This is a genomic window from Streptomyces sp. NPDC041784 (assembly GCF_055591025.1).
In genome coordinates, this window is record NZ_JBVJAB010000005.1 from 59,583 (window position 1) to 83,952 (window position 24,370).

Sequence of the window (24,370 nt, forward strand, 5' to 3'; positions counted from 1 at the left end):
AGACCCTCAGGAGGCTTCCCCTTGGCCGGTTCCGTTACCCCCGGAAACCTCCCCACGTCACCCCTCTCGCCACTAGGGTCACCTGCACCCCAGACTGACCAGTACGTCAGCAACGGCGAGGAGGCGGATCCGTGGTCCGTGCCGATGACGGCCATCACGGCCATGACGGCCATGACGGCCATGACGGCTACGACACGTACGGCGGGCACCTCGGCGGCACCGGTGACTCGAGCAGCTCCAACGACTCCGGTGGCTCAGGCGGCACCGGCGACACCGCCGACTCCGACGCCCGGCTGACCGAGCTGCTGCGGGCCGCCCCCGCCACCGCGTACCCGGCGCTGCGCGCACTGCGCCGACGGCACGAGTCCTCCGTCCTGGCCCACGCCCGCCGGTGCACGACCGGTGAATCGGCGGCACGCCGCCTCGCGGCGGAGGCGTTCACCCTCGCGGCCAGACGGACAGCACGCGGCGGCGAACCCGGCGGCGCCTGGCGGCACCACCTCCTCCTCCAGGTCGGCCGGGTGGCGGCGGACTGGGCCAGGGACGACCGGGCGGGCGGCCTCGACCCGGGCCTGCTCCTCGTCCTCAACACCGCCCCGGCGCCGGACGGCCCGCTCCCTCCCCTCCTCCCCGCCTTCCGCTCCCTCCCCTCCCGCGCGCAGGGCCTGATCTGGTACGGCGTCGTCGAGCGGGAACGCCCGGGCCGGACCGCCGTCCTCCTCGGCCTGACCCCCGAGGACGTCACCTACGGCATCCCCGGCGCCCTCCACTCCCTGGCCCAGGCCTGCCTGCGGCTGCGGCTCGCCGCCTCCGACGACCCGCGCTGCGGGGACTTCCGCCGACTGATCGAGGAGTCGGTCCGCGCGCAGGGCGCCCGGCACAGCCCCGACCTGGAGGCCCACCGGTCGCACTGCCCGCACTGCGCGACGGCCTACGAGGAGCAGCGCGCCCTGCGGGACACCCCGCGCACGGCTCTGGCGGAGGGGCTGCTGCCCTGGGGCGGCACGGCGTACGTGCGGGAGGAGCGCGAACCTACGGGGCCGGCGGCGGCACCGGCGACCGCGCGGGCCCCGCACCGGCGCCGGCTGGTGCTGGGGGCGGCGGGGGTCGCGGGGGTGGTGCTCGTCCCGCTGCTGGTCCTGCTGGTGTCGTCCTCGGACGGCACGGAAAACCCGGCGGGGGCGGTCGTCGCGGTCCCGTCGACGGCTCCCGCGGTGACGGTCACGACGACGGCGACGGTCTCGGCGACCCCCTCTGCCTCCCCCTCCCCCTCCCCTTCTGCCAGCCCGAGTCCCTCCCCGTCCCGCACGAGCGCGCCCCCGCGGCCGAAACCGACCCCGACCCCCTCCCCGACCCGCGCGCCCGGCGCGACGTACGCCCAGGTCGTGAACGTCGCCACCGGCCGCTGCCTGGAGGTGGCGGGCGACTTCGACAACGGCACCGACGTCATGACGGTGCCGTGCACGGCGTCGCCGAGCCAGCGGTGGCGGGTGGACGCGGACCGCGGCGTGCTCCAGTCGTACGCCGATCCCGACTTCTGCCTCGACAGCCGGGGCTCCGTCGACAACGGCGTGGGCGTCTGGAGTTGCGCGTCGGTGGAGGGCCGCAACGGGGAGAACCTGAGGTTCACCGTCGACCCCGACGGCACCATCCGCCCGGCGATCGCCATCGCGACGGGCGTGACGGAGCAGGCGGACGGCGGCGTGACCCTGGAGCCGCTGGACGGGAGCCGGGTGCAGGTGTGGCGGGCGGGAGCGGTCTGATCCCGAGGATCCCGAGGATCCCGAGGATCCCGAGGATCCCGAGGATCCCGAGCGGGGACCGCGCCCGTCAGATCACCCGTACGCCCCGGCGCCACACCTGCGAGACGAGCGGTACGCCCGGGCGGTAGGCCAGGTGGACATGGCTCGGGGCGTCCAGGAGGGTCAGGTCGGCCCGGGCGCCCGGGGTGAGGCGGCCGATGTCGGTGCGGCGCAGGGCCGCCGCGCCGCCCGCCGTCGCCGACCAGACCGCCTCGTCCGGGGTCATCCCCATGTCCCGCACCGCGAGGGCGATGCAGAAGGGGACGGAGGAGGTGAAGGACGAGCCGGGGTTGCAGTCGGTGGAGAGGGCGACGGTAACGCCCGCGTCCAGCAGCCTGCGCGCGTCCGGCCACTCGGCGCGGGTGGAGAACTCGGCGCCGGGCAGCAGCGTGGCGACGGTGTCGCCGCTCGCCAGGGCGTCCACGTCCGCGTCCGTGAGGTGGGTGCAGTGGTCGGCGCTGGCCGCGTCCAGTTCGACGGCCAGCTGGACGCCGGGGCCGTAGGAGAGCTGGTTGGCGTGGATGCGGGGGTGCAGGCCCTTGGCCTTGCCGGCCGTGAGGATCGCCCGGGCCTGGTCGCCGTCGAAGGCGCCCTTCTCGCAGAAGACGTCGATCCAGCGGGCGTACGGCGCGCAGGCGTCGAGCATCTCGCCGGTGACCAGGGCGACGTACGCGGCCGGGTCGTCGGCGAAGTCGGGGGAGACGATGTGGGCGCCGAGGTAGGTGACCTCGTCGGTGTGGGCGGCGGCCAGCCGCAGGGCGCGGGCCTCGTCGGCGACCGTGAGGCCGTAGCCGGACTTGGTCTCGAAGGTGGTGGTGCCCTGGCGGAGGGCCTCGGAGAGGTAGTGGGTGAGGTTCGCCTCGAGGGCCTCGTCGCTCGCCGCGCGGGTGGCGGCGACCGTCGTACGGATGCCGCCCGCCGTGTAGGAGCGCCCCGACATGCGGGCGTTGAACTCCTGCGTCCGGTCCCCCGCGAAGACGAGGTGGGAGTGGGAGTCGACGAAGCCCGGCAGCACCGCCCCGCCCCGGGCGTCGACCCGGTTGTCAGTGGCGGGTGCTTTGCTTGATTCACCGGTCCACGCGACGCGGTCGCCGTCGATGACGACGGCCGCGTCCTGGATCACACCGAGGGGAGAACCGTCACCGAGGGAGGGGTCGTTGGTGACCAGTGTGGCGATGTTGGTGATGACGGTGGTGCCGTTGGTGCTGCTGTTCGTGCTGCTGGTGCTGCTCATGGCGTCCTCGTCGGTGGTCGTCAGGCGCGGAGGGCTTCGACTGCCCGCGCGAGGGCTTGCGGCGCATCGGGTACGAGTGTGTGCGCGCCGTCGCGTACGACGTGCCGCCCTCCGACGACCGTGTGCCGTACGTCCGCCGCGCTCGCCGCGAATACGGCCGTCTCGGCGCCGAGCCTGGGCACCGGCCCCGCTGTTCTGACCGAGTCGAGGGCGATCGTCGTGAGGTCGGCGAGCGCGCCGGCCTCGATGGTGCCCGCCTCCTCCCAGCCGAGGGCGGCGTGGCCGTCGGCGGAGGCGGCGCGCAGCAGGGCGGCGGCGGTCCAGTGGCCGCGGGTGCGGGTGCGCAGGCGCTCGTTCAGCTCCATCGCGCGCGCCTCTTCGAGCAGGTCGATGACGGCGTGGCTGTCGGAGCCGAGGGAGAGCGGGGAGCCCTGCTTCTGCAGGGCGACCGCGGGGCCGATGCCGTCCGCCAGGTCCCGCTCGGTCGTCGGGCACATGCAGGTGCCCGTCCCGCTGCCGCCGATCAGCGCGATGTCCTCGTCCGTGAGATGCGTGTTGTGGACGCCCGTGGTGCGCGGCCCCAGCACCCCGTGTTCGGCGAGGAGTTGCGTGGGCGTGCACCCGTGCGCTTCCCGGCAGGCGTCGTTCTCGGCCGTCTGCTCGGACAGGTGCACATGGAGCGGGGCCCGCCGCTCCTCGGCCCATCGGGCGACGGTCGCCAACTGGTCGGCGGGCACCGCCCGTACGGAGTGGATCGCCGCCCCGATCCGCACGTGATCCCGGTCCTTGAGAACTGAACAGCGTTCGGCCCAGGCGTCCGCGCTGCCGTCGGAGAAGCGCAGCTGGTGGGGGTTGGGCGGCTGTCCGAAGCCGGAGGAGAGGTAGGCGGTGTCGAGGAGGGAGATCCGGACACCGGCGTCGGCGGCGGCCGCGACGAGGGCCTCGCCCATCGCGTTGGGATCGGCGTAGGGGGTGCCGCCGGGGGCGTGGTGCACGTAGTGGAACTCGCCGACGCTCGTGACACCGGCCAGGGCCATCTCGGCGTACACGGCCCGCGCGAGGGCGTGATAGCTGTCCGGCGTGAGCCGGTCGGCGAAGGAGTACATGACCTCGCGCCAGGTCCAGAAGGTGCCGGAGCCGACCTGGACGGTGCCGCGCAGGGCGCGGTGGAAGGCGTGCGAGTGGGCGTTGGCCAGGCCCGGGAGCGTCAGTCCGCGGAGGATCTCGGCGCCCGGGGGCGGGGTGGGGACGTCCTCGCGGACGGCGGTGATGCGGCCGTCCGCGATCTCGACGGCGACGCCCGGCTCGACGTGGGTGCCGAGCCAGGCGTGCTCCAGCCAGTAGGTCCGCGTCCGCTGCGTGGGGGTCACGTGCAGGCCAGTCCTTCCAGTACGTCGGCGAGGGCGTGCACTCCGGCCACGCAGTCGTCCTCGGCGGCGAACTCGGCCGGGGAGTGCGAGACGCCCGTGGGGTTGCGCACGAACAGCATGGCGGTCGGGATGCGTCCGGAGAGGATTCCGGCGTCGTGTCCGGCGCCGGTGCCCAGGACGGGGACCTTGAGGTCGGTGTCCTTGCCCAGGATGCGGGCGAGTTCGTCGCGCAGGGCGTGGTCGAACTCGACGACCGGTGTGAAGGACTCCCGGACCACGTCGAGGCCGATGCCGTGGGCGTCGGCGTACGCGCGGGCCGCCCGCTCGATGCCGCCGACGACGGTGTCGAGGGTGGCCTGGTCCTCGGCGCGGGAGTCGAGCCAGCCGCGCACCAGGGAGGGGATGGCGTTGACCCCGTTCGGCTCGACGGAGATCTTGCCGAAGGTGGCGACGGCACCGGCGAGTTCGGCCTCGCGGCGGGCGGCGAGCACGGTCTCGGCGTACGACAGCATCGGGTCGCGGCGGTCGACGAGCCGTGTCGTCCCCGCGTGGTTGGCCTCGCCCCGGAAGTCGAACCGCCAGCGGCCGTGCGGCCAGATGGCGCTGGCGATGCCGACCCGGTCGCCGGACAGGTCCAGTGCACGGCCCTGCTCGACGTGCAGTTCGACGAAGGCGCCGATGCGGGCCAGCCGCTCCGGGTCGGCCCCGATGGCGTCGGGGTCGTACCCGGCGGCCTCCATGGCCCTCGGGAGGGTGATCCCGTCGCCGTCGGTCAGCTGGTGCGCCTGCTCGACGGTGAGCTGCCCCGCGGTGAGCCGGGAGCCGACGCAGGCCAGGCCGAAGCGGGCGCCCTCCTCGTCACCGAAGTTGACGAGCGCGAGGGGCTTGGTGAACGTGACCCGGCGTGCCCGGAGTTCATCGAGCGCGGCGAAGGAGGACACGACGCCGAGGGGACCGTCGAAGGCCCCGCCGTCGGGCACGGAGTCGAGATGCGACCCCGTGACGACGGCGTCCCCGGCGGTGGGGTCCCCGAGCCAGGCCCACTGGTTGCCGTTGCGGTCGACCTCGTACGCCAGCCCCCGCGTCTCGGCCTGCTCCTTGAACCAGGCGCGGCAGTCGGTGTCGGCGGCGGTCCAGGCGTAGCGCCGGTAGCCACGGGAGTCGGGGTGACGGCCGATGGGGAGCAGCTCGCGCCACATGGAGTGGAACGAGCCACCGCGCGCACCGGCCGTCGCCGGACGGTGGCCGGCTCGCTCGGTTTCCGGCAGGGTCACGCGTCGTCACCCTCGCGCATCGGCACCCGCACACCCCGCTCGTCGGCGACCGACTCCGCGATGTCGTACCCCGCGTCCACGTGCCGGATGACGCCCATCCCGGGGTCGTTCGTCAGCACCCGCCGGATCTTCTCGCCGCCCAGCTTGGTGCCGTCGGCGACCGTCACCTGGCCGGCGTGGATGGACCGCCCCATGCCGACACCGCCCCCGTGGTGGAGGGACACCCAGGACGCCCCCGAGGCCACGTTGACCATCGCGTTCAGCAGCGGCCAGTCGGCGATCGCGTCGGACCCGTCGAGCATGGCCTCGGTCTCGCGGTAGGGGGAGGCGACGGAACCGCAGTCGAGGTGGTCGCGGCCGATGGCCAGCGGTGCCGCCAGCTCGCCGCTCGCCACCATGTCGTTGAACCGCTCTCCGGCCTTGTCGCGCTCGCCGTAGCCGAGCCAGCAGATGCGCGCGGGCAGGCCCTGGAAGTGGACGCGCTCGCCGGCGAGCTTGATCCAGCGGGCCAGGGACTCGTTCTCCGGGAAGAGGTCGAGGATCGCCTTGTCGGTCTTGGCGATGTCCGCGGGGTCGCCGGACAGGGCCGCCCAGCGGAAGGGGCCCTTGCCCTCGCAGAAGAGCGGGCGGATGTAGGCGGGGACGAACCCGGGGAAGGCGAACGCCCGGTCGTACCCGGCGAGCTGGGCCTCGCCGCGGATGGAGTTGCCGTAGTCGAAGACCTCGGCGCCGGCGTCCAGGAAGCCGACCATCGCCTCGACGTGCTTGGCCATGGACTCGCGGGCCCGGGTGGTGAAGCCGGCCGGGTCCTTCGCGGCGGCCTCGGCCATGTCCTCGAAGGCGATCCCGGTGGGCAGGTAGGCCAGCGGGTCGTGGGCGGAGGTCTGGTCGGTGACGATGTCGATGGGCGCGCCCATCGCGAGCAGCTGGGGGACCAGCTCGGCGGCGTTGCCGAGGACGCCGATCGAGAGCGGGCGGCGGGCGTCACGGGCTTCCACCGCCAGTTGGAGCGCGTGGTCGAGGGAGTCGGCCCTGACGTCGAGGTAGCGGTGCTCGATGCGGCGCTCGATGGCGCGCGGGTCGCAGTCGATGCAGATCGCGACGCCGTCGTTCATGGTCACGGCGAGGGGCTGGGCGCCGCCCATGCCGCCGAGGCCGGCGGTGAGGGTGATGGTCCCGGCGAGGGTGCCGCCGAACTTCTTCGCGGCGACGGCGGAGAACGTCTCGTAGGTGCCCTGGAGGATGCCCTGGGTGCCGATGTAGATCCAGGAGCCGGCGGTCATCTGGCCGTACATGGTCAGGCCGAGGGCCTCCAGGCGGCGGAACTCCTCCCAGTTGGCCCAGTCGCCGACGAGGTTGGAGTTGGCGATGAGGACGCGCGGGGCCCACTCGTGGGTCTGCATGACGCCGACCGGGCGGCCGGACTGGACGAGCATGGTCTCGTCCTGCTTCAGCGTCCTGAGCGTGCGGACCATCGCGTCGAAGGAGCGCCAGTCGCGGGCGGCCTTGCCGGTGCCGCCGTAGACGACGAGCTTGTCGGGGTGTTCGGCGACCTCGGGGTCGAGGTTGTTCTGCAGCATCCGCAGGGCGGCTTCCTGCTGCCATCCCAGGGCGCTCAGTTCCGTACCGCGCGGCGCTCGTACGGGGCGGGGTCCTGACATGGTCGGCCTCCTTGCGGATGGGTGATCCCGGCGGATAATTGCTGTCGTTATTCACATCCTCGCTCGATGAATAGAGCTAGTCAATACACCCGGCCGCGACATGGAGAAGGCGGAACGAAGACGGGGGTGGAGAAAGGGGGGCGCGAGAGGGGCTCTGGGAGCACGAGGGGGGCGCGCGGCGCTGCGTTCACCACCCCTCCAGGGCCCGCACGCCCTTGACGCGCGCCGGTGGGGAGGGTGTTCAACAGGGGGACAGGCGTGACGAACGAGCCCGAAAACGGCGCGAGTTGACCCACCCTAGCCACTCGGCGCATGTTCCGCCGGAAAATGCCAGAAGACTCACCCCTCGCGCACACGTTGCGTAGCCTCCTCATCACTCAGCCGAACCGCAGGCGGGAGGGGAGCCACGGTGCCCGGAATCGACGAGTGCCTACTGGAGGCCATGCGGCTGCCCGGGGCCCGGGGAGCCGCGCTGGTCGACTGGACCAGCGGGCTCGCCCTGGGCTCGGTCGGGGATTTCCCCGGCGGTGACCACGAGGCCGCGGCCGCCGAGGCCGCCGAGGTCGCGCGCCTCACGGCGGAGCAGCGGGCGTTCGCGCCCGACCAGGGAGACGACGATCGGGCGGACCCGCCCGTGGAGGACCTCATCATCAGCAACCGGGACAGCTACCACCTGCTGCGGTTCGTCTCGACGTCCTTCGACAGCAGTGTGTTCCTGCACGTGTGGCTGGGCCGGTCGGACGGCAATCTCGCGCTGGCCCGGATCCGGCTGGGCGAGATGGCCGGACGGCTGGTGCTGGGATGACGCTCGTGGGGACGACACCGCGGGGCACCACCCCGCCGCCCCGGCTGCCCGTGCGCGAAAAGTCGACGGCCCGGCACCGGGCGGGCTCCGGCCTCTCACCGATGCTGACCCGGCTCGCGGCCGAGCGGGCCACCGGCGTCCTGGAACGCGAGCGCGGCTCGCTCTACCTCGCCGAGGGCCGGGTGGTGCACGCCGAGAGCCCGCTCGCGCCCGGCCTCGACGTCCTCCTCCTGACCCACGGCACGCTCGACCCCACCCTCTGGCGGACGGCCGTGGAGCGGGCCGACCAGGAGCACGGCGCCGCCCGGCTGCTGCTCGACGCCGAGCTGATCCCGCGCGGCGCCCTGGAGCTGTGCCATCTGGGGGCGCTGTACGACGCCGCGTACTTCGCGCTCGCCCCCAGCAGCACGCCGGGCCGTTTCGTCTACGGCGCCGGGCACTGGCTCGGCGCCCTGCGGCCGGTGCCGGTGGACGCGCTGGAGCGCGAGACGCTGCGCCGCCGTGAGCTGCTGGACGGGCTGTGGCCGGACCCGCTGGCCGACGGCGCGCCGCTGCGGCGGACCGAGGCGCTCGCCGCGCCGGTCACGACCGCCCGGCAGCGGGCGGTGCTGGCCCTGGTGAACGGCGCCCGCACGGCGTCGGACATCGCGCGGGAGCTGGGCCGGCAGGCGTTCCACACCCTGGTGGACGTCCGTCGGCTGGCCGCCGCGGGCCTGCTGACCGCGCTCCTCCCGCCGCCCCCGCCGATGGCGCCACCCGCCCCCCACCCCCCGCCGGGCATCCCGATGCCCCGCGTCAACGACCCCGACATCACGCTGCTGAAGAGGCTCAGGGATGCGCTGGAGGCCCTTTGAGCGGCAGCGCCCGCGCGACGGGAGGAACGAGCTGATGGCGGCCGAGCCCGAGATTCTCGACGAACTGCGCCGGCTGCGGGCCCGGGTGCCCCACCTGACCGGGGCGCTCGCGGCCGGCGTGGACGGACTCGTCCTCGCCCACGACACCCCCGGCGTGGAGCCGGAGGGGGTGGCCGCGCTGACCGCCGCCGCCCTCGGTGTCGCGGTGCGGATGGCCGACACCACCGGCCAGGGCGACTTCCGCGAGCTGCTGGTGCGGGGCGTGTACGGCTATGTCGCCACGTACGCGGCCGGCCACAGCGCGGTGCTGACGCTGCTCGCGCAGGACCGGGTCAACGTCGGCCGGCTGCACCTGGAGGGGCGCCGGGCCGGTCTGCGCATCGGGGAACTCGTCGACGCGCGGGAGGCGAGGGTGCGGGCGGCGAGGCCGGCGCTCGCCCCGGCGCGGGCGCAGCCCCCCGCCAAGCCCCTCACCGTACGGACCAGATCGGCGCGCGGCACACCCAACGCGCGCACCACCACGGAAAGTTGAGAAGGAACCGAGGAGCACAGTCATGGCCAACACCGAAACCGCGCTGAAAGAGGCGCTCGCCTCCATCGAGGGCGCCTCAGCCGTCGCGCTCGTCGACTACACCAGCGGCATGGCGCTGGGCACCCTGGGCGGTACCAAGAGCTTCGACCTGAACGTCGCCGCCGCCGGCAACACCGACGTGGTGCGCGCCAAGATGCGCACCATGGAGCACCTCGGACTCAAGGCGCAGATCGAGGACATCCTGATCACGCTGTCCGACCAGTACCACCTGATCCGCCTGCTCAGCGGCCGCGGCGGCAACGGCCTCTTCCTGTACCTGGTGCTGGACGCCAAGCGGTCCAACCTGGCGATGGCCCGCCACCAGCTGCGCAAGATCGAGGAGGAGCTGGAGGTCTAGCCGGCGCCATCACACGTACCCGGCCACACGCACACACGGCTACAGGTACACGTCGGTGCGGCGGCGCGCCCCGCCCGGGGCCGCGTCGCCCGCCGCGATGCCGGTGCTGCGGTAGCCCTTGACGGCCTTGCCGGCCGGGGCTCCGCCGGACCGGCCGAGCCAGTCGACGCGCACCCACAGCAGCGCGTCTCCGGCCCGTTCGCGCCGGCCGAGCCATACGGCCCTCAGCCGCAGGCCGGTGCCCCAGCCGGCGAGCAGCATGCCGCCGGCCGCGGGCACGGCGAAGGAGCTGCCCAGCGCGGCCGCGAGGGCGAGCAGCAGCCACCAGCGGTGGCCCCGCCGCCAGGCGCGGACGGTGACCGCCCGGTCCTGGAGCACATCGTGCTTGCCGGCCCGGACGGCGCCGCGCGCCAGCTCGGTGAAACGCCGCCGCCCGCGCACCGCCACCACGGCGGCGCTCACCAGGAACAGCGCGGCCCCGGCCATGACCCCGATCCTGCGGCCGGTGATCCCGGGCGGCAGCACGCCGACCCCGGCCGCGAACACCCCGGCCCACCACAGCGGGGCGGCTCCGGCCCGTACGACGACCGCCACCCGTGCCAGTCCTTGACCTCCGCGCACCACTTTCCCGCCTCCTCGCAGACCCAGTCCCGTCGGCCGGGCACGCTAGCGAGCGAAGGTGAGACGAGTCTGAGAGCCGTACGCGGCGCCCGGGACGCCACCGCGCCCAGGACGCCCGCCCCTGCGCTCGGGGCCGCTATTCGACGAACAGCCCCCGCGCCGCCGCCCGCGCGTCGAACTCCTCCAGGCGGGCCTGCGCGTCGGGCAGGTCGTCGCACATCGCCTCCAGCAGCACCCGACCCAGCAGCATCGGCGCGCACGCCGTGTCGAAGGCGAGCCCGGTGCCGACGGCGGCCGGCAGCAGCAGGTCGGAGACCTTGGCGACGGGTGCGAACGCGGAGTCCGCGACGGTCACCACGCTCAGCCCCGCCTCCTTGGCGTAGCCGAGCGTGTCCACGACCTCGCGGGGATGCCGGGGCAGCGCGAAGCAGAGCAGCGCGGTGGCGCCCGCGCGGACGGCGGCGTCGATCCGGTCCTCGATCATCGTGCCGCCCTCGTGGAGCAGCCGGACGTCCGGATGGACCTTGGCGGCGAAGTAGGTGAACCCGTACGCCTGGGAGGCGGCGGCCCGCAGGCCGAGCACGAGCAGCGGGCGGGAGGCGGCGATCAGCCGGCCGGCCCGGTGCACCGGGCGCGGGTCGGCGAGCAGGTCGGCGAGGTGCCGGAGGTTCTCGATCTCGGCCTCGACGGCCTGCTGGTACTCGTTGAACGACGCGGAGCCGGGCCGCTGTTCGGCGGGCGCGACCTCGCGCAGGTGCTTGCGCAGCGCGGGGTAGCCGTCGAAGCCGAGGGCGACCGCGAAGCGGGTCACGGAGGGCTGGCTGACGCCGGCCAGTTCGGCCAGCTCCACGCTGGACAGGAACGGCACGTCGGCGGCGCGCCGCACCATGCTGTGCGCGATGCGCCGCTGGGTCGGGGTCAGCCGGTGCCCCTCGAAGAGCGCCTGCAGCCGTCCCGCAGGAGTGTCCGTCACGCCCATGTCGCTCTCCGCGCTCATGCCCCGCTCCCCCTCCAGATGTCCGTGAACCGGTCCAGCAGTGCGGCCGCCGCGCTCACGTCCTGGGTGAGCGGCCGGTCGTTCTGGTCCGCGTCGAGCACCGCCTCGGCCAGCTCCAGCGCCCGCCCGGCCGGCAGTCCCGGCTCGGGCCGCAGCTCCCGCTGGCGCAGCGCCCGTACGGCGGCGACGAGTTCGCAGCCGACGACGAGACGGTACGCGCCGCACAGGCGCAGTGTCTGCCGTGCGGCGAGCGAGGCGAAGCTGGCCTGTTCCTCGACGCCCCGGGAGAGTACAGCGTGGCCGAGCGACGCGGGTGCCGCGAAGGCCCGCAGGTCGCCGAGGGCGGCGCCGGCGGCGTACTCCAGGATCATCACGCCGGAGGAGGCGGGTTCGGCGTCGGCGAGGAAGGGGCGCAGCCGGGTGTAGGCGGGCTCGTTCAGGGTGGACAGCCGGGCGGTGGACAGCCGGGCCACCTGCATGACGGCCAGCCGGAAGTGGTCCAGGGCGAGGGCGAGCTGGGCCTGGTAGAAGCCGCCGTGGTGGTAGGCGGCCATGTCCTGGGGGTCGATGAGGGGGTTCTCGGCGGCCGCGTTGATCTCGACGGCGAGCACCTCCTCCAGGGCGTCGGCGGCGTCGTGCGCGGGGCCGTGTATCTGGGGCAGGCAGCGGAAGCCGTAGGGGTCCTGGATGCGGCCGAGGGGCGGGGTGGGCCGGTCCCCGGCGCCGGTCAGCTCCCGCATGCGGCGGGCGACCTCGGTGGAGCCGGGGTGCGGGCGGGCGTCGTGCACGGGGGCGGCGTACGCCTCGTGCGAGCCGTCCACGGCGAGCAGGGAGAGCGCGGCGACGACCTGGGTGGCCTCGATGAGCCCGCGCAGTTCGTGCAGGGCGAGGGCGGACTGGCCGAGGGTGAGGGCGTTGCTGCTGATCAGGGCGAGGGCGTCGTTGTTGTCGAGGGGCTGGGGGGCGGGGGCGCCGGCGCCGTGCCAGGGGTGCTCCCCCACCAGCGCGAGGCCCACCTGGGCCAGCGCGGCCAGGTCGCCGGTGCCCACCGAGCCGAACTCGTTGACGACCGGATGTGCCTCGCTCTCCAGCGCCTCGCACAGGGCCGTGACGACGCTCGGGCGCAGTCCGGCGCCGCCGGCGAGCAGCTGGTTGGCGCGGACGGCGAGCATCGCGCGGACCTGCCGGGCGGGCAGTTCCGCGCCGATGGCACCGGCGTGGCTGCGCAGCAGCCGCAGTCCGTGGTCGGCGGCGGCCTCGGTGGGCACGTCCTCGGTGCGGTTGGCGCCGACGCCGGTGGAGCGGCCGTAGACGCGTCCGGTGGCCGCGATCTGCCGGGCGGCGGTCCAGGACTCCTCGGCGCGGAGCATCGCGTCGCTGCCGGGGACCGGCCGTGCGGTCCCGTCGGCGAGCCGTACGACGTCCGCGATCCCGAGGCCGACGCCGTCGAGGACGACGAGCCCGGTGTGCTGGAAATCGAGGGCGTCCACAATCCGAGACGACATAAGCCAAAAACTCCCATCAACTCGGACACCCGATCTTGCCCAACGGTCATCCGTTACCTCGGATTAACACCGAAGCGTTGACAACCCATTCACCTAGGAAGAACTCTGCATGAGGTTATACAGCCGGGCAAGGGACATCTCATGATCCAGTTCGATGCGGTCCACAAGCGCTTCCCGAACGGCACCACGGCGGTCCACGACCTCTCCCTGGAGATGCCGGAGGGCGGTGTCACCGTCCTCGTCGGCTCGTCCGGCTGCGGCAAGACGACCACCCTGCGCATGGTCAACCGGATGGTCGAACCGTCCGCCGGGACCATCCTGGTCGGCGGCAAGGACGTTCAGCGGCAGGACGCCGCCGACCTGCGCCGCTCCATCGGGTACGTCATCCAGCAGGCGGGCCTCTTCCCGCACCGCACGGTGCTCGACAACATCGCCACCGTGCCGCTGCTGCTCGGCTGGGGCCGCAGGAAGGCCCGGGCCCGCGCGGCCGAGCTGCTGGCGACGGTCGGCCTGGCGGCGGACGCCGGCAGGCGCTACCCGCACCAGCTCTCCGGCGGCCAGCAGCAGCGCGTCGGCGTGGCCCGCGCCCTCGCCGCCGACCCGCCGGTCCTGCTCATGGACGAGCCGTTCGGCGCGGTCGACCCCGTGGTGCGCACCCAGCTCCAGGACGAACTGCTGCGGCTCCAGAAGGAACTGAACAAGACCATCGTCTTCGTCACCCACGACATCGACGAGGCGGTCAAGCTGGGCGACCGGATCGCGATCTTCCGCACCGGCGGCCATCTCGTCCAGTGCGCCCCGCCCGCCGAACTCCTCGCCCGCCCCGCCGACGACTTCGTGGCCGACTTCCTCGGCGCCGAACGCGGTCTGAAGCTGCTCTCGCTCACGACCCTCGCGGCCGTCCCGCAGGCCCCCGCCCCGGAGGGCGGCACCTGGACCCTCGTCCTCGACGAGGCCCGCAGGCCCCGGCACTGGGCCTCCCCGGACGCCGAACTCCCCGTACGCGGCCTGAAGGACACCGACTCCCTGCTGTCCGCGCTGAACGAGTCCGTCGCCTCCCCCAGCGGCCTGATCGTCCGCGTCGACGCGGGCGGGGTGCTCACCGGCGTCTCCTCGCGGGACGACATCCACGAGCACGCGAGCCGGGCGCACGCAGCCGTGGGCGTGGCCGCATGACCATCGACTGGTCGTGGATCGGCGACCACACCGACGACCTCACCACCCTCACCGTCTCCCACCTCCAGGCCGCCCTCACCGCCGTCTTCCTCGGCCTGCTGATCTCGCTCCCCCTCGCTGTGGTCGCGCACCGGATCCGCCCCCTGCGCGGCCTCCTGCTCGGCCTCTCCAACGTCCTGTTCACGATCCCGTCGATCGCGATCTTCGTGCTGCTCCTGCCGGTCAGCGGACTGACCCGCACCACGACCGTCATCGGCCTGACCGTCTACACCCTGGTCGTACTGCTGCGGAACACCGTCGAGGGCCTCGACTCGGTCCCCGTCAGGACGAAGGAGGCGGCGAAGGCGATGGGCTCCCGCCCGCTGCGCACGCTCCTCACCGTCGAGTTCCCGCTCGCCCTCCCCGTGATCATGGCAGGTGTCCGGATCGCGACCGTCATGTCGATCTCCCTGGTCTCGGTCGCGACCTACATCGGCGACGGCGGCCTCGGCCAGCTCTTCACCGACGGCTTCCAGCGCAACTTCCCGACCCCGGTGATCGCGGGCGTGGTCCTCACGATCCTGCTCGCCGTGGTCGCCGACGCCCTGCTGGTCGCCGTCCAGTACGCCCTGACCCCGTGGCTCAGGAGGCGAGCCTGAGATGTACGAACTCTTCGCGAACCTCGGCACCTGGCTGACCAGCGGCTCCCAGTGGTCGGGCCCCGACGGGATCGGCCACCGCCTGGCCGAACACCTTCAGTACTCGCTCCTCGCCACCCTGATCGCGGCCGCCATCGGCCTCCCCCTCGGCCTGCTGATCGGCCACACCGGCAAGGGCGCGTTCGTCGCCATCAACCTCGCGTCCTTCGGCCGCGCGCTGCCCACCGTCGGCCTGGTCGTGCTGGTCTTCCTCGCCAGCGGCCTGTCCATGTGGCCGGTGTACATCGCGCTGGTCGCGCTCGCCGTCCCGGCGATCGTCACCAACACCTACGCGGGCATGACCGCCGTCGACCCGGAGGTCAGGGACGCGGCGCGCGGGCAGGGCATGCGCGGCCACCAGGTCCTGTTCCAGGTGGAGCTGCCGCTCGCCCTGCCGCTGATCATGACGGGCCTGCGGCTCGCGCTGATCCAGGTGGTCGCCACGGCCACGATCGCCGCGTACGTCTCCTTCGGCGGCCTCGGCCGCTACGTCTTCGACGGCCTGGCCCAGCGCGACCTCGTGCAGGTGCTCGGCGGCGCGGTGCTGGTCGCCGCGGTCGCCGTGGTCCTGGACCTGGCCCTCTCCGGCCTCCAGCGCTTCCTCTTCCTCCCCCACTCTCGGCTTCGCTCGAGCGGGGGCACCCCCACCCGCACTGCCTAGGGACCTCTCGATGAACCGACGCACTCTCCTCGGCGGCCTCTTCGCAGCGGCCTCCGTCCCCGCCCTCTCCGCCTGCGCGAGCGGCATCACCTCGCTCGACAACGACGGCGGCACCGCCGGTGGCGGCTCCGGCTCCAGCAAGGGCGGCGTCACCGTCGGCACCGCCAACTTCACCGAGAACCAGGTGCTGGGCCACCTCTACGCGGCCGTCCTGGAGGCGGCCGGCGTGAAGACGAAGGTCCGCCCGAACCTCGGCACCCGCGAGATCCTCATCCCCGCCCTCAAGGGCGGCGACATCGACCTGCTGCCCGAGTACCAGGGCGCCCTGCTCCACTACCTCGACCCGAAGGCGACGGCCACGGAGGAGGGCGCGATGCAGAACGCCCTCGCCATCGCCCTCCCGGCCGGCCTCCAGGTCCTGCCGTACGGCATGGCCGAGGACTCCGACGCCTTCGTGGTCACCCGGGAGACGGCCGGGAAGTACGGCCTGGCCTCCCTCGCCGATCTCACGAAGCAGAACGGCAAGCTGGTCATCGGCGCGGCACCGGAGGTGAAGAAGCGCCAGGTGGGCGTGATCGGCCTGAAGGACGTGTACGGCGTCGAGTTCAAGGAGTTCAAGTCGCTGGACTCCTCCGGTCCGCTGGTCAAGGGCGCCCTCAAGAAGGGCGATGTGGACGTGGCGAACCTCTTCACCACCGACACCGACATTCAGGCCAACGACTGGGTGGTCCTCACCGACCCGAAGAACCTCATCCCCGGCCAGCACGTCGTCCCGCTCATCGCCGACCGCAAGGCCGACTCCACCGTCCGCAAGGCCCTCGCCCGGCTCGGGAACGTCCTCACCACCGCCCAGCTCACCGAGCTGAACCGCCAGGTGGACAAGGACAAGAAGGACCCCGAGGACGTGGCGAACACCTATGCGAAGCAGCACGGCCTGACGAAGTGACTCCGGGGTGGCCCCCTCCCCTCCGACACGGGGGCTATCCCCAGTGCGGCCGGCGCACCGGCTCCCTACCGTGGATGCCATGACGGGATGGGAGACCACCATGGAAGCGCGGGACGCCGACCTGAAGAAGGAACTCGACGCCACCCTGCACGCCCGCAGGGACCTGGGTGAGGAGTACGAGTCCGCGCTGGTCGACTCGTTCCTGGAGAAGGTCGACCAGCGCATCGACGGCGCGGTGGAGCGGCGGGTGCGCCGGCAGCTCGCCGAGCACCAGATGGTGGCGGCCCGGGACTCCCGCTCGCCCGGGGCCACGGACTCCTGGGGCGAGCGCTTCGGCTTCGGCATCGTCTCACTGGTGCTGGCGATCCCGCTGTCGGCCATCGGCGCGGGCACCGGGCATCTGCCGGGACTGATCGTCTCCTGGCTGGGCATCGTCGGCGTCAACGTCGTCCAGGCCGCCCGCACCCACCCGGGCCTCTTCGGCACCCGGCGCCGCGGCACGAAGGACAGCGACTGGGAGGACTGACCTCTCGCGCACACCCGAAGAACGGGTACGCCAGAGGGCGAGTACGCCCGGACGAACGGGTACGCCGGGAACGAATACGTCCGGAAAAGACTGTCGCGGGGACCGCCGCACCCCCGTTGCCGGGGGGCGGGACGACGGCGGTCCCCGCGTGGGACGCGTGCCGGGTCAGGCCGGGCTTGCGCGTCCATGGCGCCTGTGGAGGTCCGGGAGCCGCTCCGGAGGTCCGTGACGCCGTTCAGTTTGCCGGCTGGGGCGGGGAGCCGCTCCCGCCCTGCCGACACCCACTAATCTGCCGGACGCGTGTTAAGCGAGTGCTGCGCGGACGTGACACGCTCGTACCACTTCCGCGAAGTCCACCGGTTCGGTAGACAAACGGAAGTTCCGCGTTCGGGCGGGGAGTTCACCGCACGTTTCCCGGAGGTTTCCCCTCCGTGGCCCGGGAAGTTGTACCCCGCCCCCGGCCTCCTCCCAGGTGACGCTACTTGCCGCCCTTGGCCAGGAAGGCCAGCAGGTCCTGGCGGCTGACGACACCGGTGGGCTTGCCCTCGACCAGGACGATCGCCGCGTCCGCGTCGCCGAGCACCTGCATCAGGTCACCGACCGGCTCACCGGAGCCGACCTGCGGCAGCGGGGCCGACATGTGCTTCTCCAGCGGGTCGGAGAGCGAGGCCCGCTGGGTGAACAGCGCGTCCAGCAGCTCCCGCTCCACGACCGACCCGACGACCTCGGCGGCCATCACGTCCGGGTGACCGGCGCCCGGCTTCACGATCGGCATCTGCGAGACGCCGTACTCGCGCAGCACCTCGATGGCCTGGCCGACCGTCTCGTCCGGGTGCATGTGGACGAGGGACGGCATGGCGCCGTGCTCCTTGTCGTTGAGGACGTCGGCGACCCGGGCGCTGGGGCCCTGGTCCTCCAGGAAGCCGTAGTCGGCCATCCACTCGTCGTTGAAGATCTTGGAGAGGTAGCCGCGCCCGCTGTCCGGCAGCAGGACGACGACCACGTCGTCCGGCCCGAGCCGCTCGGCCACCCGCAGCGCGGCCACCACGGCCATGCCGCAGGAACCGCCGACCAGCAGCCCCTCCTCCTTCGCCAGGCGCCGGGTCATCTGGAAGGAGTCCTTGTCGGACACCGCCACGATCTCGTCGGCGACGGTCCGGTCGTAGGCGGTGGGCCAGAAGTCCTCACCGACGCCCTCGACCAGGTACGGCCGCCCGGAACCGCCGGAGTAGACGGAGCCCTCCGGGTCGGCGCCGATGACCTGCACCGCGCCGTCGCTGGCGTCCTTCAGATAGCGGCCGGTGCCGGAGATGGTGCCGCCGGTGCCCACGCCCGCCACGAAGTGGGTGATCTTCCCCTCCGTCTGCTCCCACAGCTCGGGTCCGGTCGAGTGGTAGTGGGAAAGCGGGTTGTTCGGGTTGGAGTACTGGTCGGGCTTCCAGGCGCCCGGCGTCTCACGGACCAGCCGGTCGGAGACGTTGTAGTAGGAGTCCGGGTGCTCCGGGTCCACGGCGGTCGGGCAGACGACGACCTCGGCGCCGTACGCGCGCAGGACGTTGATCTTGTCTGTGCTCACCTTGTCGGGGCACACGAAGATGCACTTGTACCCCTTCTGCTGCGCCACGATGGCGAGCCCCACACCCGTGTTGCCGCTGGTCGGCTCGACGATCGTGCCCCCCGGCTTCAGCTCCCCGCTCTTCTCGGCGGCCTCGATCATGCGCAGGGCGATGCGGTCCTTCACGGAACCGCCCGGGTTGAAGTACTCCACCTTGGCCAGGACGGTCGCCTGGATGCCCTTGGTCACGGTGTTGAGCCTCACCAGCGGGGTGTTGCCGACGAGGCTGATCATCGAGTCGTGGAATCGCACCGTTGTCTCCGGTTGCTTGCAAAAACAGTGGTCGTAGTGGTGACGCCAGGGTACGGCCCGGCCGCGAGGTTCACTCGCCGTTGAGATTGGCCGACGGTCCGTACGGGGCAAGGAGTGGTTGTACGGACACGAGGAGGTGGCGTCGAGGCATGACGAGCATGTCGAGGGCGAGAGTGGCCCGGCGCATCGCGGCCGGCGCGGCCTACGGCGGCGGCGGCATCGGTCTGGCCGGGGCGGCGGTCGTGGGCCTGCTGCTGGCGGAGGCGCAGCTGGCCCGGCGCCATGTGAACGGCAATGGCGAACACGCGCGCGTCCCGAACGCGGACGGCCGCTACGGCCGCACGTACGACGCACCCGGCACCCCGGGCTCGGAACCCCTGCGGCTGGTCCTGCTGGGCGACTCCACGGCCGCCGGCCAGGGGGTGCGCCGCTCCGGCCAGACCCCGGGAGCGCTGCTGGCGTCGGGCCTGGCGGCGGTGGCGGAACGTCCGGTGGAGCTGCGGAACGCGGCCCTGCCGGGCGCCCAGTCGGACGACCTCGACCGGCAGGTCGCGCTGGTCCTCGGGAACCCGGACCGGGTGCCCGACATCTGCGTGATCATGATCGGCGCGAACGACGTCACCCACCGCATGCCGCCGACGCGTTCGGTGCGTCATCTCTCGGCGGCGGTACGCCGGCTGCGCACGGCGGGCGCCGAGGTCGTGGTCGGCACCTGCCCCGACCTGGGCACGATCGAGCCGGTCCCGCAGCCGCTGCGCTGGCTGGCCCGGCGTGCCTCCCGCCAGCTGGCGGCGGCCCAGACGATCGGTGCCGTGGAACAGGGCGGCCGCACGGTGTCCCTGGGCGACCTCCTCGGCCCGGAGTTCGAGGCCAACCCCCGTGAACTGTTCGGCCCCGACCACTACCACCCCTCGGCCGAGGGGTACGCGACGGCGGCGATGGCCGTCCTGCCGACCGTCTGCGCCGCGCTGGGGCTGTGGCCGGCCGAGGAGGAGCGCCCGGACGCCACCCGCCGCGAGGGCTTCCTCCCGGTCGCGCGGGCGGCGGCGGAGGCGGCCTCGGAGGCCGGCACGGAGGTCACCGCGGCGATGCCGACGGGCCCGAGGGGTCCCTGGGCCCTGCTGAAGCGGCGGCGCAGGCGGCGGGTCGCGGAGGCCGAACCCGCGCCGGTGTCACCCACCAGTCCGTCCGGGGTGTGAGGGCGGGACCACCCCAAGAAAAGCAAGCGCTTAGAAAGTTATGGCCAGGGTCACACCGTCACCACCGTGACCCTGGCCATACGTACGGGTAACTTCCCTGAGAGCCCTGCCCGGAAGAACCCTCGCCAATGGAGCCGTGATGCCCGAAGCCGTCATCGTCTCGACCGCCCGTTCCCCGATCGGCCGCGCCGTCAAGGGCTCGCTGAAGGACCTCCGTCCGGACGACCTCACCGCCACGATCATCCAGGCCGCCCTGGCGAAGGTCCCCGAGCTGGACCCGAGGGACATCGACGACCTGATGCTCGGCTGCGGCCTCCCCGGCGGCGAGCAGGGCTACAACCTGGGCCGTGTCGTCGCCGTACAGATGGGCATGGACCACCTGCCCGGCTGCACGATCACCCGGTACTGTTCCTCGTCCCTCCAGACCAGCCGCATGGCCCTGCACGCCATCAAGGCCGGCGAGGGCGACGTCTTCATCTCGGCCGGCGTCGAGATGGTCTCCCGGTTCGCCAAGGGCAGCTCCGACGGCCTGCCGGACACCATGAACCCGTTCTTCGACGAGGCGCAGGCCCGTACCGCCGCCACCGCCGCGTCCGAGGGCTCCACCTGGCACGACCCGCGCGAGGACGGCCTGGTCCCCGACCCGTACATCGCGATGGGCCAGACCGCGGAGAACCTGGCCCGCGCCAAGGGCGTCACCCGCCAGGACATGGACGAGTTCGGCGTCCGCTCCCAGAACCTCGCCGAGGAAGCCATCAAGAACGGCTTCTGGGAGCGCGAGATCACCCCGGTGACCCTCCCGGACGGCACCGTGGTCAGCAAGGACGACGGCCCGCGCGCCGGCGTCACCCTGGAGGCCGTGTCCGGCCTGAAGCCGGTCTTCCGCCCCGACGGCCTCGTGACGGCCGGCAACTGCTGCCCGCTGAACGACGGCGCCGCCGCGGTCGTCATCATGTCCGACACCAAGGCCCGCGAGCTCGGCCTCACCCCGCTCGCCCGCATCGTGTCGACCGGTGTCTCCGGCCTCTCCCCCGAGATCATGGGCCTCGGCCCGGTCGAGGCCTCGCAGCAGGCCCTGCGGCGCGCCGGCCTCACCATCGACGACATCGACCTGGTCGAGATCAACGAGGCGTTCGCCGCGCAGGTGATCCCCTCCTACCGCGACCTCGGCATCGACCTCGACAAGCTGAACGTGAACGGTGGCGCCATCGCCGTCGGCCACCCCTTCGGCATGACGGGCGCCCGCATCACCGGCACGCTCATCAATTCCCTCCAGTTCCACGACAAGCAGTTCGGTCTGGAGACCATGTGCGTCGGCGGCGGTCAGGGCATGGCGATGGTCATCGAGCGCCTCAGCTGAACGGGCTCTCTGCGTAACCGTTTCGGCACCTGCCGTCACACAACGGCCCGGAGTTCGGGAAGCACCTGAACTCCGGGCCGTTCCGTGATCCAATCTCCCCCAGGATGTGACCTATCTCCCTCGGAAGGGGATTTAAGCAGCTCAGCGCCGTTCACCACCTAACTCCAGGCCCAAAGACCTGTCCGTTTCGTGACGTTACGCACTGACAGCTGGATAGTCCGCCCTTCAAGCTGATGTAGGAAGTCGGGGGTCGACTTTGAACCGGGAGTACGTCAGTGAGCGCCATGCCGATCGCCTTGTTGGTCACCACGGCCGCCACGGGCGCCGTGGGCGTCGCCGTCCTGCGCACCCTCATGCAACTGCGCCGGCAGGTCGCCGCCCTGCACACCCAGCTCGCCGAGAACCGGGCCGCCGAGACACGCGGCTTCGTTCCGGCCGCCCGTTCCACGACCGACACCGCTGAGATACGCGCGGCCGTGGCCGAGGCGCTCGCGGAGGAGCGGGAGCGGGAGCTGGCCGAGGCCCGGGCCTTCTGGGCCGCCCAGGAGGCCCGTGACGCCTCCGACGCCCCCACCCTGCTGGGCCTGCCGGACAGCGAGCTGTTCCTGCCCCGCCAGGCCGACTTCGTGGGCATGGAGCCGCTGGAGCCGGTCGCCGAGCCGACCGCGGACGCCGACGAGTTCGCCGGGGACTCCGCCGAACTGGCCGCGGCCCGCCGCCGCCACCCGTCCCACCCGGACTTCGTACCGGTCCAGTCACCGGTCGTGAACGACCACGAGCGCACCGTGGCCACCCTCGAGGAGCTGGCCGCCGCCCAGGTCCAGCTGACCGATGTCCGCCCGGGTCCGCTCGGCACCCTCGACGTCTACGTCTTCGCCGACGGCACCACCCTGTGCATGACCCCGGGCCACCGCGAGACCGCCGAACGCCTCTCCACGGCCCTCTCCGCCGGCCTCACCCCGTTCCTCCTGGGCGGCTCCGGCATCTCGGGCGCGTACACGCTGACTTTCGCCTGCGGCGAGGAGAACGTCTACATCCTGGCGGACCGGGTCATAGCGAGCCTGTAGGCGCCCGCGGTCACACCCCCGCCCGCTTCTGCGCCTCCTCGACCATCCGCACCGCTTCCTCCACCTGGCCCTCGTCGACGAGCACGAGGGCCAAGTCGTGCACGGCCACGGTGATTTGGTCGGCGGCGGCGAACATCCCGACGTCCGGCATCTCGCGCGGCTCCGCGGAGGGTTCCTCGATGGACTGCGCCCACCGGGCCAACTGCCTGGCCAGCGCCAGCGCCTCCGCGGCGGCGCCGCGCTGCAGGCGGCTCTGAGGGGCCGCCCTCAAACGATCGGCGAAGTGATCCACCGCACGGGTCAGGGACGTCGTATCAGCCACGCGGTGAGCGTACGCGTCGCACCGGGACTGTTGCCAACGGGCGAACACTCAGGCACCGTGACCTGAAGGACCGGCTTACATCCCCTTTGCTACCGGAGGCGCCGATGTCCCATGTCCTCTCCGAGGAGACCCATCGCAATCTGCTCGCCCGCATCCCCCATTGCACCGGTCGTGAAGTCTCCGACTGGCTGCGCACCATCGGCGACGGCCCCGCTCTCCGCTTCGAGGAGAAGGTCAGCTGGCTCCGCCACGAGCACAACCTCGCGTACGGCCACGCGAAGGCGCTCATCCACGAGTACGACCTGAGGAGGGCCGCGCGCAAACTCCGCTAGCGCGCACGACGGCCGTCGCTCTCGCGCCCACACGACGAAGGGCCCCGGGGGAGACCCCGGGGCCCTTTCACGCCGAACCGCTGCCGGCGGCCGCGACTCAGTCGCTGTTCAGGATCGACAGGAGTCGCAGGAACTCCATGTAGATCCACACCAGCGTCAGCGTGAGGCCGAAGGCGGCGAGCCAGGCCTCCTCGCGCGGGGCACCGTAGGAGATGCCGTCCTCGACCTGCTTGAAGTCCAGGGCGAGGAAGCAGGCACCGAGGAGGATGCCGATGACTCCGAAGACGATGCCGAGCGGGCCGCTGCGGAAGCCGAGGCCGTCCCCGCCGCCGAAGACGGTGAACAGCAGGTTCACGGCCATCAGCAGGACGAAGCCGAGCGCGGCGGCCATCACGAACCCGTAGAAGCGGCGGTTGACGCGGATCCAGCCCGCCTTGTACGCCACCAGCACGCCGGCGAAGACCGCCATGGTGCCGAGCACCGCCTGGGCGACGACGCCGTCGGAGATGTACGTCGACACCGCGGCCGAGATCACGCCGAGGAAGACGCCCTCGAGGGCGGCGTACGACAGGATCAGCGCGGGCGACGGACGGCGCTTGAAGGACTGGACCAGGGCCAGCACCATCGCGACCAGGCCGGCGCCGACGGCGATGCCGTAGGACTTGCCGAGGTTGGCCTCGTCGACGGGCAGCAGCAGCCAGGACAGGACCGCCGTGACGACCACGGTGCCGAGCGTGGTCGCGGTGCGCGCGACGACGTCGTCCATGGTCATGGCGCCGGTGGTGGCCGGGGCCTGCGGCGGTGCACCCTGAAGGCCCTGCTGGGCGTAAGGGTTCTGCGCGTAGGGGTTGCCCCCCTGCTGCGCGTACGGGTTGGCCTGCGTGCCGACAGCGGGTCCCCCGGCCTGCGGCGTCGCGTTGAAGCCCGCGTAGCCGTTGTCGCGGCTGAACCCCCGTCGCGAGAAGACCGGGTTTCTGCTCTCCATTTCGCTCCTCCGTGGCCACACTGCGCGGCCTTGGGGTCAAGGGTAATAGGTAGGCAAAGGATTGACCCTAGTGCTTGAGGAGGATCTTTCCCTCTTGTGCTGCGCAACACGCTACGCGGCAGCGTGATTCCCGGCACTGGAGGGCCTCATTCATGACCAACCTGCGACCTGGCCGGAACCGGTCGGAGACCGGCCGGTCG

General features: G+C 72.5%; 24 protein-coding genes. 14 read left to right on the plus strand and 10 right to left on the minus strand.

Annotated elements, in window-relative coordinates; genetic code table 11:
* Positions 1-131: 131 nt before the first annotated feature.
* On the plus strand, positions 132-1,763 hold the full coding sequence (locus tag ACZ6D7_RS12515; protein ID WP_469488193.1) for a ricin-type beta-trefoil lectin domain protein: 1,632 nt from the start codon (positions 132-134) through the stop codon (positions 1,761-1,763).
* A gap of 67 nt (positions 1,764-1,830) precedes the next feature.
* Here the strand turns inward: ACZ6D7_RS12515 and hutI are convergent, their stop codons facing one another.
* The 4 genes from hutI to hutU all read right to left on the minus strand — a co-directional run bounded on the left by hutI (position 1,831) and on the right by hutU (position 7,341).
* Positions 1,831-3,036 (minus strand): imidazolonepropionase, encoded by a 1,206-nt coding sequence (gene hutI, locus ACZ6D7_RS12520; protein ID WP_469488196.1) that lies wholly within the window; start codon positions 3,034-3,036, stop codon positions 1,831-1,833.
* 20 nt (positions 3,037-3,056) lie between these two features.
* Positions 3,057-4,406 (minus strand): formimidoylglutamate deiminase, encoded by a 1,350-nt coding sequence (locus ACZ6D7_RS12525; protein ID WP_469488200.1) that lies wholly within the window; start codon positions 4,404-4,406, stop codon positions 3,057-3,059.
* A complete protein-coding gene (locus ACZ6D7_RS12530) occupies positions 4,403-5,605 on the minus strand; it encodes an allantoate amidohydrolase (protein WP_469489385.1) in 1,203 nt (400 codons plus the stop codon). The genes ACZ6D7_RS12525 and ACZ6D7_RS12530 overlap by 4 nt, the downstream gene beginning before the upstream one ends.
* Before the next feature lie 71 nt (positions 5,606-5,676).
* Positions 5,677-7,341, minus strand: coding sequence for a urocanate hydratase (gene hutU, locus ACZ6D7_RS12535; protein ID WP_469488203.1), 1,665 nt, complete (start codon positions 7,339-7,341; stop codon positions 5,677-5,679).
* Between the two features lie 409 nt (positions 7,342-7,750).
* On the opposite strand from hutU, the gene ACZ6D7_RS12540 reads away from it, so the two are divergent.
* From ACZ6D7_RS12540 to ACZ6D7_RS12555, 4 genes are read left to right on the plus strand one after another with little or no spacing between them, the layout of a single operon-like run.
* Positions 7,751-8,146: a hypothetical protein gene (locus ACZ6D7_RS12540; RefSeq protein WP_469488205.1), complete on the plus strand. Its 396-nt coding sequence runs from the start codon at positions 7,751-7,753 to the stop codon at positions 8,144-8,146.
* Complete coding sequence (locus ACZ6D7_RS12545; protein ID WP_469488210.1) at positions 8,143-9,000, plus strand: transcriptional regulator; 858 nt, start codon at positions 8,143-8,145, stop codon at positions 8,998-9,000. The genes ACZ6D7_RS12540 and ACZ6D7_RS12545 overlap by 4 nt, the downstream gene beginning before the upstream one ends.
* Before the next feature lie 34 nt (positions 9,001-9,034).
* Positions 9,035-9,532 (plus strand): roadblock/LC7 domain-containing protein, encoded by a 498-nt coding sequence (locus ACZ6D7_RS12550; RefSeq protein WP_469488214.1) that lies wholly within the window; start codon positions 9,035-9,037, stop codon positions 9,530-9,532.
* A gap of 22 nt (positions 9,533-9,554) precedes the next feature.
* Positions 9,555-9,929 (plus strand): roadblock/LC7 domain-containing protein, encoded by a 375-nt coding sequence (locus tag ACZ6D7_RS12555; RefSeq protein ID WP_469488216.1) that lies wholly within the window; start codon positions 9,555-9,557, stop codon positions 9,927-9,929.
* A gap of 39 nt (positions 9,930-9,968) precedes the next feature.
* On the opposite strand, the gene ACZ6D7_RS12560 is transcribed toward ACZ6D7_RS12555, so the two are convergent.
* The 3 genes from ACZ6D7_RS12560 to ACZ6D7_RS12570 all read right to left on the minus strand — a co-directional run bounded on the left by ACZ6D7_RS12560 (position 9,969) and on the right by ACZ6D7_RS12570 (position 13,052).
* Entirely contained in the window at positions 9,969-10,553 is a 585-nt protein-coding gene (locus tag ACZ6D7_RS12560) for a hypothetical protein (protein WP_469488219.1), read from the minus strand.
* Between the two features lie 133 nt (positions 10,554-10,686).
* Positions 10,687-11,547, minus strand: coding sequence for a MurR/RpiR family transcriptional regulator (locus tag ACZ6D7_RS12565; RefSeq protein ID WP_469488222.1), 861 nt, complete (start codon positions 11,545-11,547; stop codon positions 10,687-10,689).
* Positions 11,544-13,052 carry an aromatic amino acid ammonia-lyase gene (locus ACZ6D7_RS12570; protein WP_469488225.1) on the minus strand — a complete coding sequence of 503 codons (1,509 nt, stop codon included), beginning with the start codon at positions 13,050-13,052 and terminating at the stop codon, positions 11,544-11,546. The genes ACZ6D7_RS12565 and ACZ6D7_RS12570 overlap by 4 nt, the downstream gene beginning before the upstream one ends.
* 141 nt (positions 13,053-13,193) lie before the next feature.
* On the opposite strand from ACZ6D7_RS12570, the gene ACZ6D7_RS12575 reads away from it, so the two are divergent.
* From ACZ6D7_RS12575 to ACZ6D7_RS12595, 5 genes are all read left to right on the plus strand, one after another.
* Complete coding sequence (locus tag ACZ6D7_RS12575; protein WP_469488228.1) at positions 13,194-14,228, plus strand: ABC transporter ATP-binding protein; 1,035 nt, start codon at positions 13,194-13,196, stop codon at positions 14,226-14,228.
* Positions 14,225-14,866: an ABC transporter permease gene (locus ACZ6D7_RS12580; protein ID WP_469488233.1), complete on the plus strand. Its 642-nt coding sequence runs from the start codon at positions 14,225-14,227 to the stop codon at positions 14,864-14,866. The genes ACZ6D7_RS12575 and ACZ6D7_RS12580 overlap by 4 nt, the downstream gene beginning before the upstream one ends.
* 1 nt (position 14,867) lies before the next feature.
* Complete coding sequence (locus ACZ6D7_RS12585) at positions 14,868-15,566, plus strand: ABC transporter permease (RefSeq protein ID WP_469488235.1); 699 nt, start codon at positions 14,868-14,870, stop codon at positions 15,564-15,566.
* A 10-nt stretch (positions 15,567-15,576) separates the two neighbouring features.
* Positions 15,577-16,512 carry an ABC transporter substrate-binding protein gene (locus tag ACZ6D7_RS12590; RefSeq protein ID WP_469488238.1) on the plus strand — a complete coding sequence of 312 codons (936 nt, stop codon included), beginning with the start codon at positions 15,577-15,579 and terminating at the stop codon, positions 16,510-16,512.
* 100 nt (positions 16,513-16,612) lie between these two features.
* Entirely contained in the window at positions 16,613-17,038 is a 426-nt protein-coding gene (locus tag ACZ6D7_RS12595; RefSeq protein WP_469489389.1) for a hypothetical protein, read from the plus strand.
* 478 nt (positions 17,039-17,516) lie between these two features.
* Here ACZ6D7_RS12595 and ACZ6D7_RS12600 read toward each other — a convergent pair whose 3' ends face one another.
* Positions 17,517-18,905: a cystathionine beta-synthase gene (locus tag ACZ6D7_RS12600; protein ID WP_469488243.1), complete on the minus strand. Its 1,389-nt coding sequence runs from the start codon at positions 18,903-18,905 to the stop codon at positions 17,517-17,519.
* A gap of 149 nt (positions 18,906-19,054) precedes the next feature.
* Between ACZ6D7_RS12600 and ACZ6D7_RS12605 the strand changes: the two genes are divergently transcribed.
* The 3 genes from ACZ6D7_RS12605 (at position 19,055) to ACZ6D7_RS12615 (ending at position 22,531) form a co-directional block, all read left to right on the plus strand.
* Entirely contained in the window at positions 19,055-20,104 is a 1,050-nt protein-coding gene (locus ACZ6D7_RS12605; RefSeq protein ID WP_469488246.1) for an SGNH/GDSL hydrolase family protein, read from the plus strand.
* A 139-nt stretch (positions 20,105-20,243) separates the two neighbouring features.
* Positions 20,244-21,464, plus strand: coding sequence for an acetyl-CoA C-acetyltransferase (locus ACZ6D7_RS12610; protein ID WP_469488250.1), 1,221 nt, complete (start codon positions 20,244-20,246; stop codon positions 21,462-21,464).
* Positions 21,465-21,739: 275 nt separating this feature from the next.
* The gene (locus tag ACZ6D7_RS12615; RefSeq protein ID WP_469488253.1) at positions 21,740-22,531 is read left to right on the plus strand and encodes a hypothetical protein; all 792 of its coding nucleotides are present in this window, start codon (positions 21,740-21,742) and stop codon (positions 22,529-22,531) included.
* 10 nt (positions 22,532-22,541) lie between these two features.
* Here the strand turns inward: ACZ6D7_RS12615 and ACZ6D7_RS12620 are convergent, their stop codons facing one another.
* Positions 22,542-22,823 (minus strand): hypothetical protein, encoded by a 282-nt coding sequence (locus ACZ6D7_RS12620; protein ID WP_469489392.1) that lies wholly within the window; start codon positions 22,821-22,823, stop codon positions 22,542-22,544.
* Positions 22,824-22,957: 134 nt separating this feature from the next.
* On the opposite strand from ACZ6D7_RS12620, the gene ACZ6D7_RS12625 reads away from it, so the two are divergent.
* On the plus strand, positions 22,958-23,185 hold the full coding sequence (locus ACZ6D7_RS12625; protein WP_189713085.1) for a DUF4287 domain-containing protein: 228 nt from the start codon (positions 22,958-22,960) through the stop codon (positions 23,183-23,185).
* A 97-nt stretch (positions 23,186-23,282) separates the two neighbouring features.
* Here the strand turns inward: ACZ6D7_RS12625 and ACZ6D7_RS12630 are convergent, their stop codons facing one another.
* The gene (locus ACZ6D7_RS12630; protein WP_469488256.1) at positions 23,283-24,170 is read right to left on the minus strand and encodes a Bax inhibitor-1/YccA family protein; all 888 of its coding nucleotides are present in this window, start codon (positions 24,168-24,170) and stop codon (positions 23,283-23,285) included.
* Between the last annotated feature and the right edge of the window lie 200 nt (positions 24,171-24,370).

Coding starts and splice junctions, on each gene's coding strand:
- hutI (WP_469488196.1), bottom strand. CDS start 3,036: ATGAGCAGCACCAGCAGCACGAACAGCAGCACCAACGGCACCACCGTC.
- ACZ6D7_RS12530 (WP_469489385.1), bottom strand. CDS start 5,605: ATGTGGCGCGAGCTGCTCCCCATCGGCCGTCACCCCGACTCCCGTGGC.
- hutU (WP_469488203.1), bottom strand. CDS start 7,341: ATGTCAGGACCCCGCCCCGTACGAGCGCCGCGCGGTACGGAACTGAGC.
- ACZ6D7_RS12545 (WP_469488210.1), top strand. CDS start 8,143: ATGACGCTCGTGGGGACGACACCGCGGGGCACCACCCCGCCGCCCCGG.
- ACZ6D7_RS12550 (WP_469488214.1), top strand. CDS start 9,035: ATGGCGGCCGAGCCCGAGATTCTCGACGAACTGCGCCGGCTGCGGGCC.
- ACZ6D7_RS12555 (WP_469488216.1), top strand. CDS start 9,555: ATGGCCAACACCGAAACCGCGCTGAAAGAGGCGCTCGCCTCCATCGAG.
- ACZ6D7_RS12565 (WP_469488222.1), bottom strand. CDS start 11,547: ATGAGCGCGGAGAGCGACATGGGCGTGACGGACACTCCTGCGGGACGG.
- ACZ6D7_RS12570 (WP_469488225.1), bottom strand. CDS start 13,052: ATGTCGTCTCGGATTGTGGACGCCCTCGATTTCCAGCACACCGGGCTC.
- ACZ6D7_RS12575 (WP_469488228.1), top strand. CDS start 13,194: ATGATCCAGTTCGATGCGGTCCACAAGCGCTTCCCGAACGGCACCACG.
- ACZ6D7_RS12580 (WP_469488233.1), top strand. CDS start 14,225: ATGACCATCGACTGGTCGTGGATCGGCGACCACACCGACGACCTCACC.
- ACZ6D7_RS12585 (WP_469488235.1), top strand. CDS start 14,868: ATGTACGAACTCTTCGCGAACCTCGGCACCTGGCTGACCAGCGGCTCC.
- ACZ6D7_RS12590 (WP_469488238.1), top strand. CDS start 15,577: ATGAACCGACGCACTCTCCTCGGCGGCCTCTTCGCAGCGGCCTCCGTC.
- ACZ6D7_RS12595 (WP_469489389.1), top strand. CDS start 16,613: ATGGAAGCGCGGGACGCCGACCTGAAGAAGGAACTCGACGCCACCCTG.
- ACZ6D7_RS12605 (WP_469488246.1), top strand. CDS start 19,055: ATGACGAGCATGTCGAGGGCGAGAGTGGCCCGGCGCATCGCGGCCGGC.
- ACZ6D7_RS12610 (WP_469488250.1), top strand. CDS start 20,244: ATGCCCGAAGCCGTCATCGTCTCGACCGCCCGTTCCCCGATCGGCCGC.
- ACZ6D7_RS12625 (WP_189713085.1), top strand. CDS start 22,958: ATGTCCCATGTCCTCTCCGAGGAGACCCATCGCAATCTGCTCGCCCGC.
- ACZ6D7_RS12630 (WP_469488256.1), bottom strand. CDS start 24,170: ATGGAGAGCAGAAACCCGGTCTTCTCGCGACGGGGGTTCAGCCGCGAC.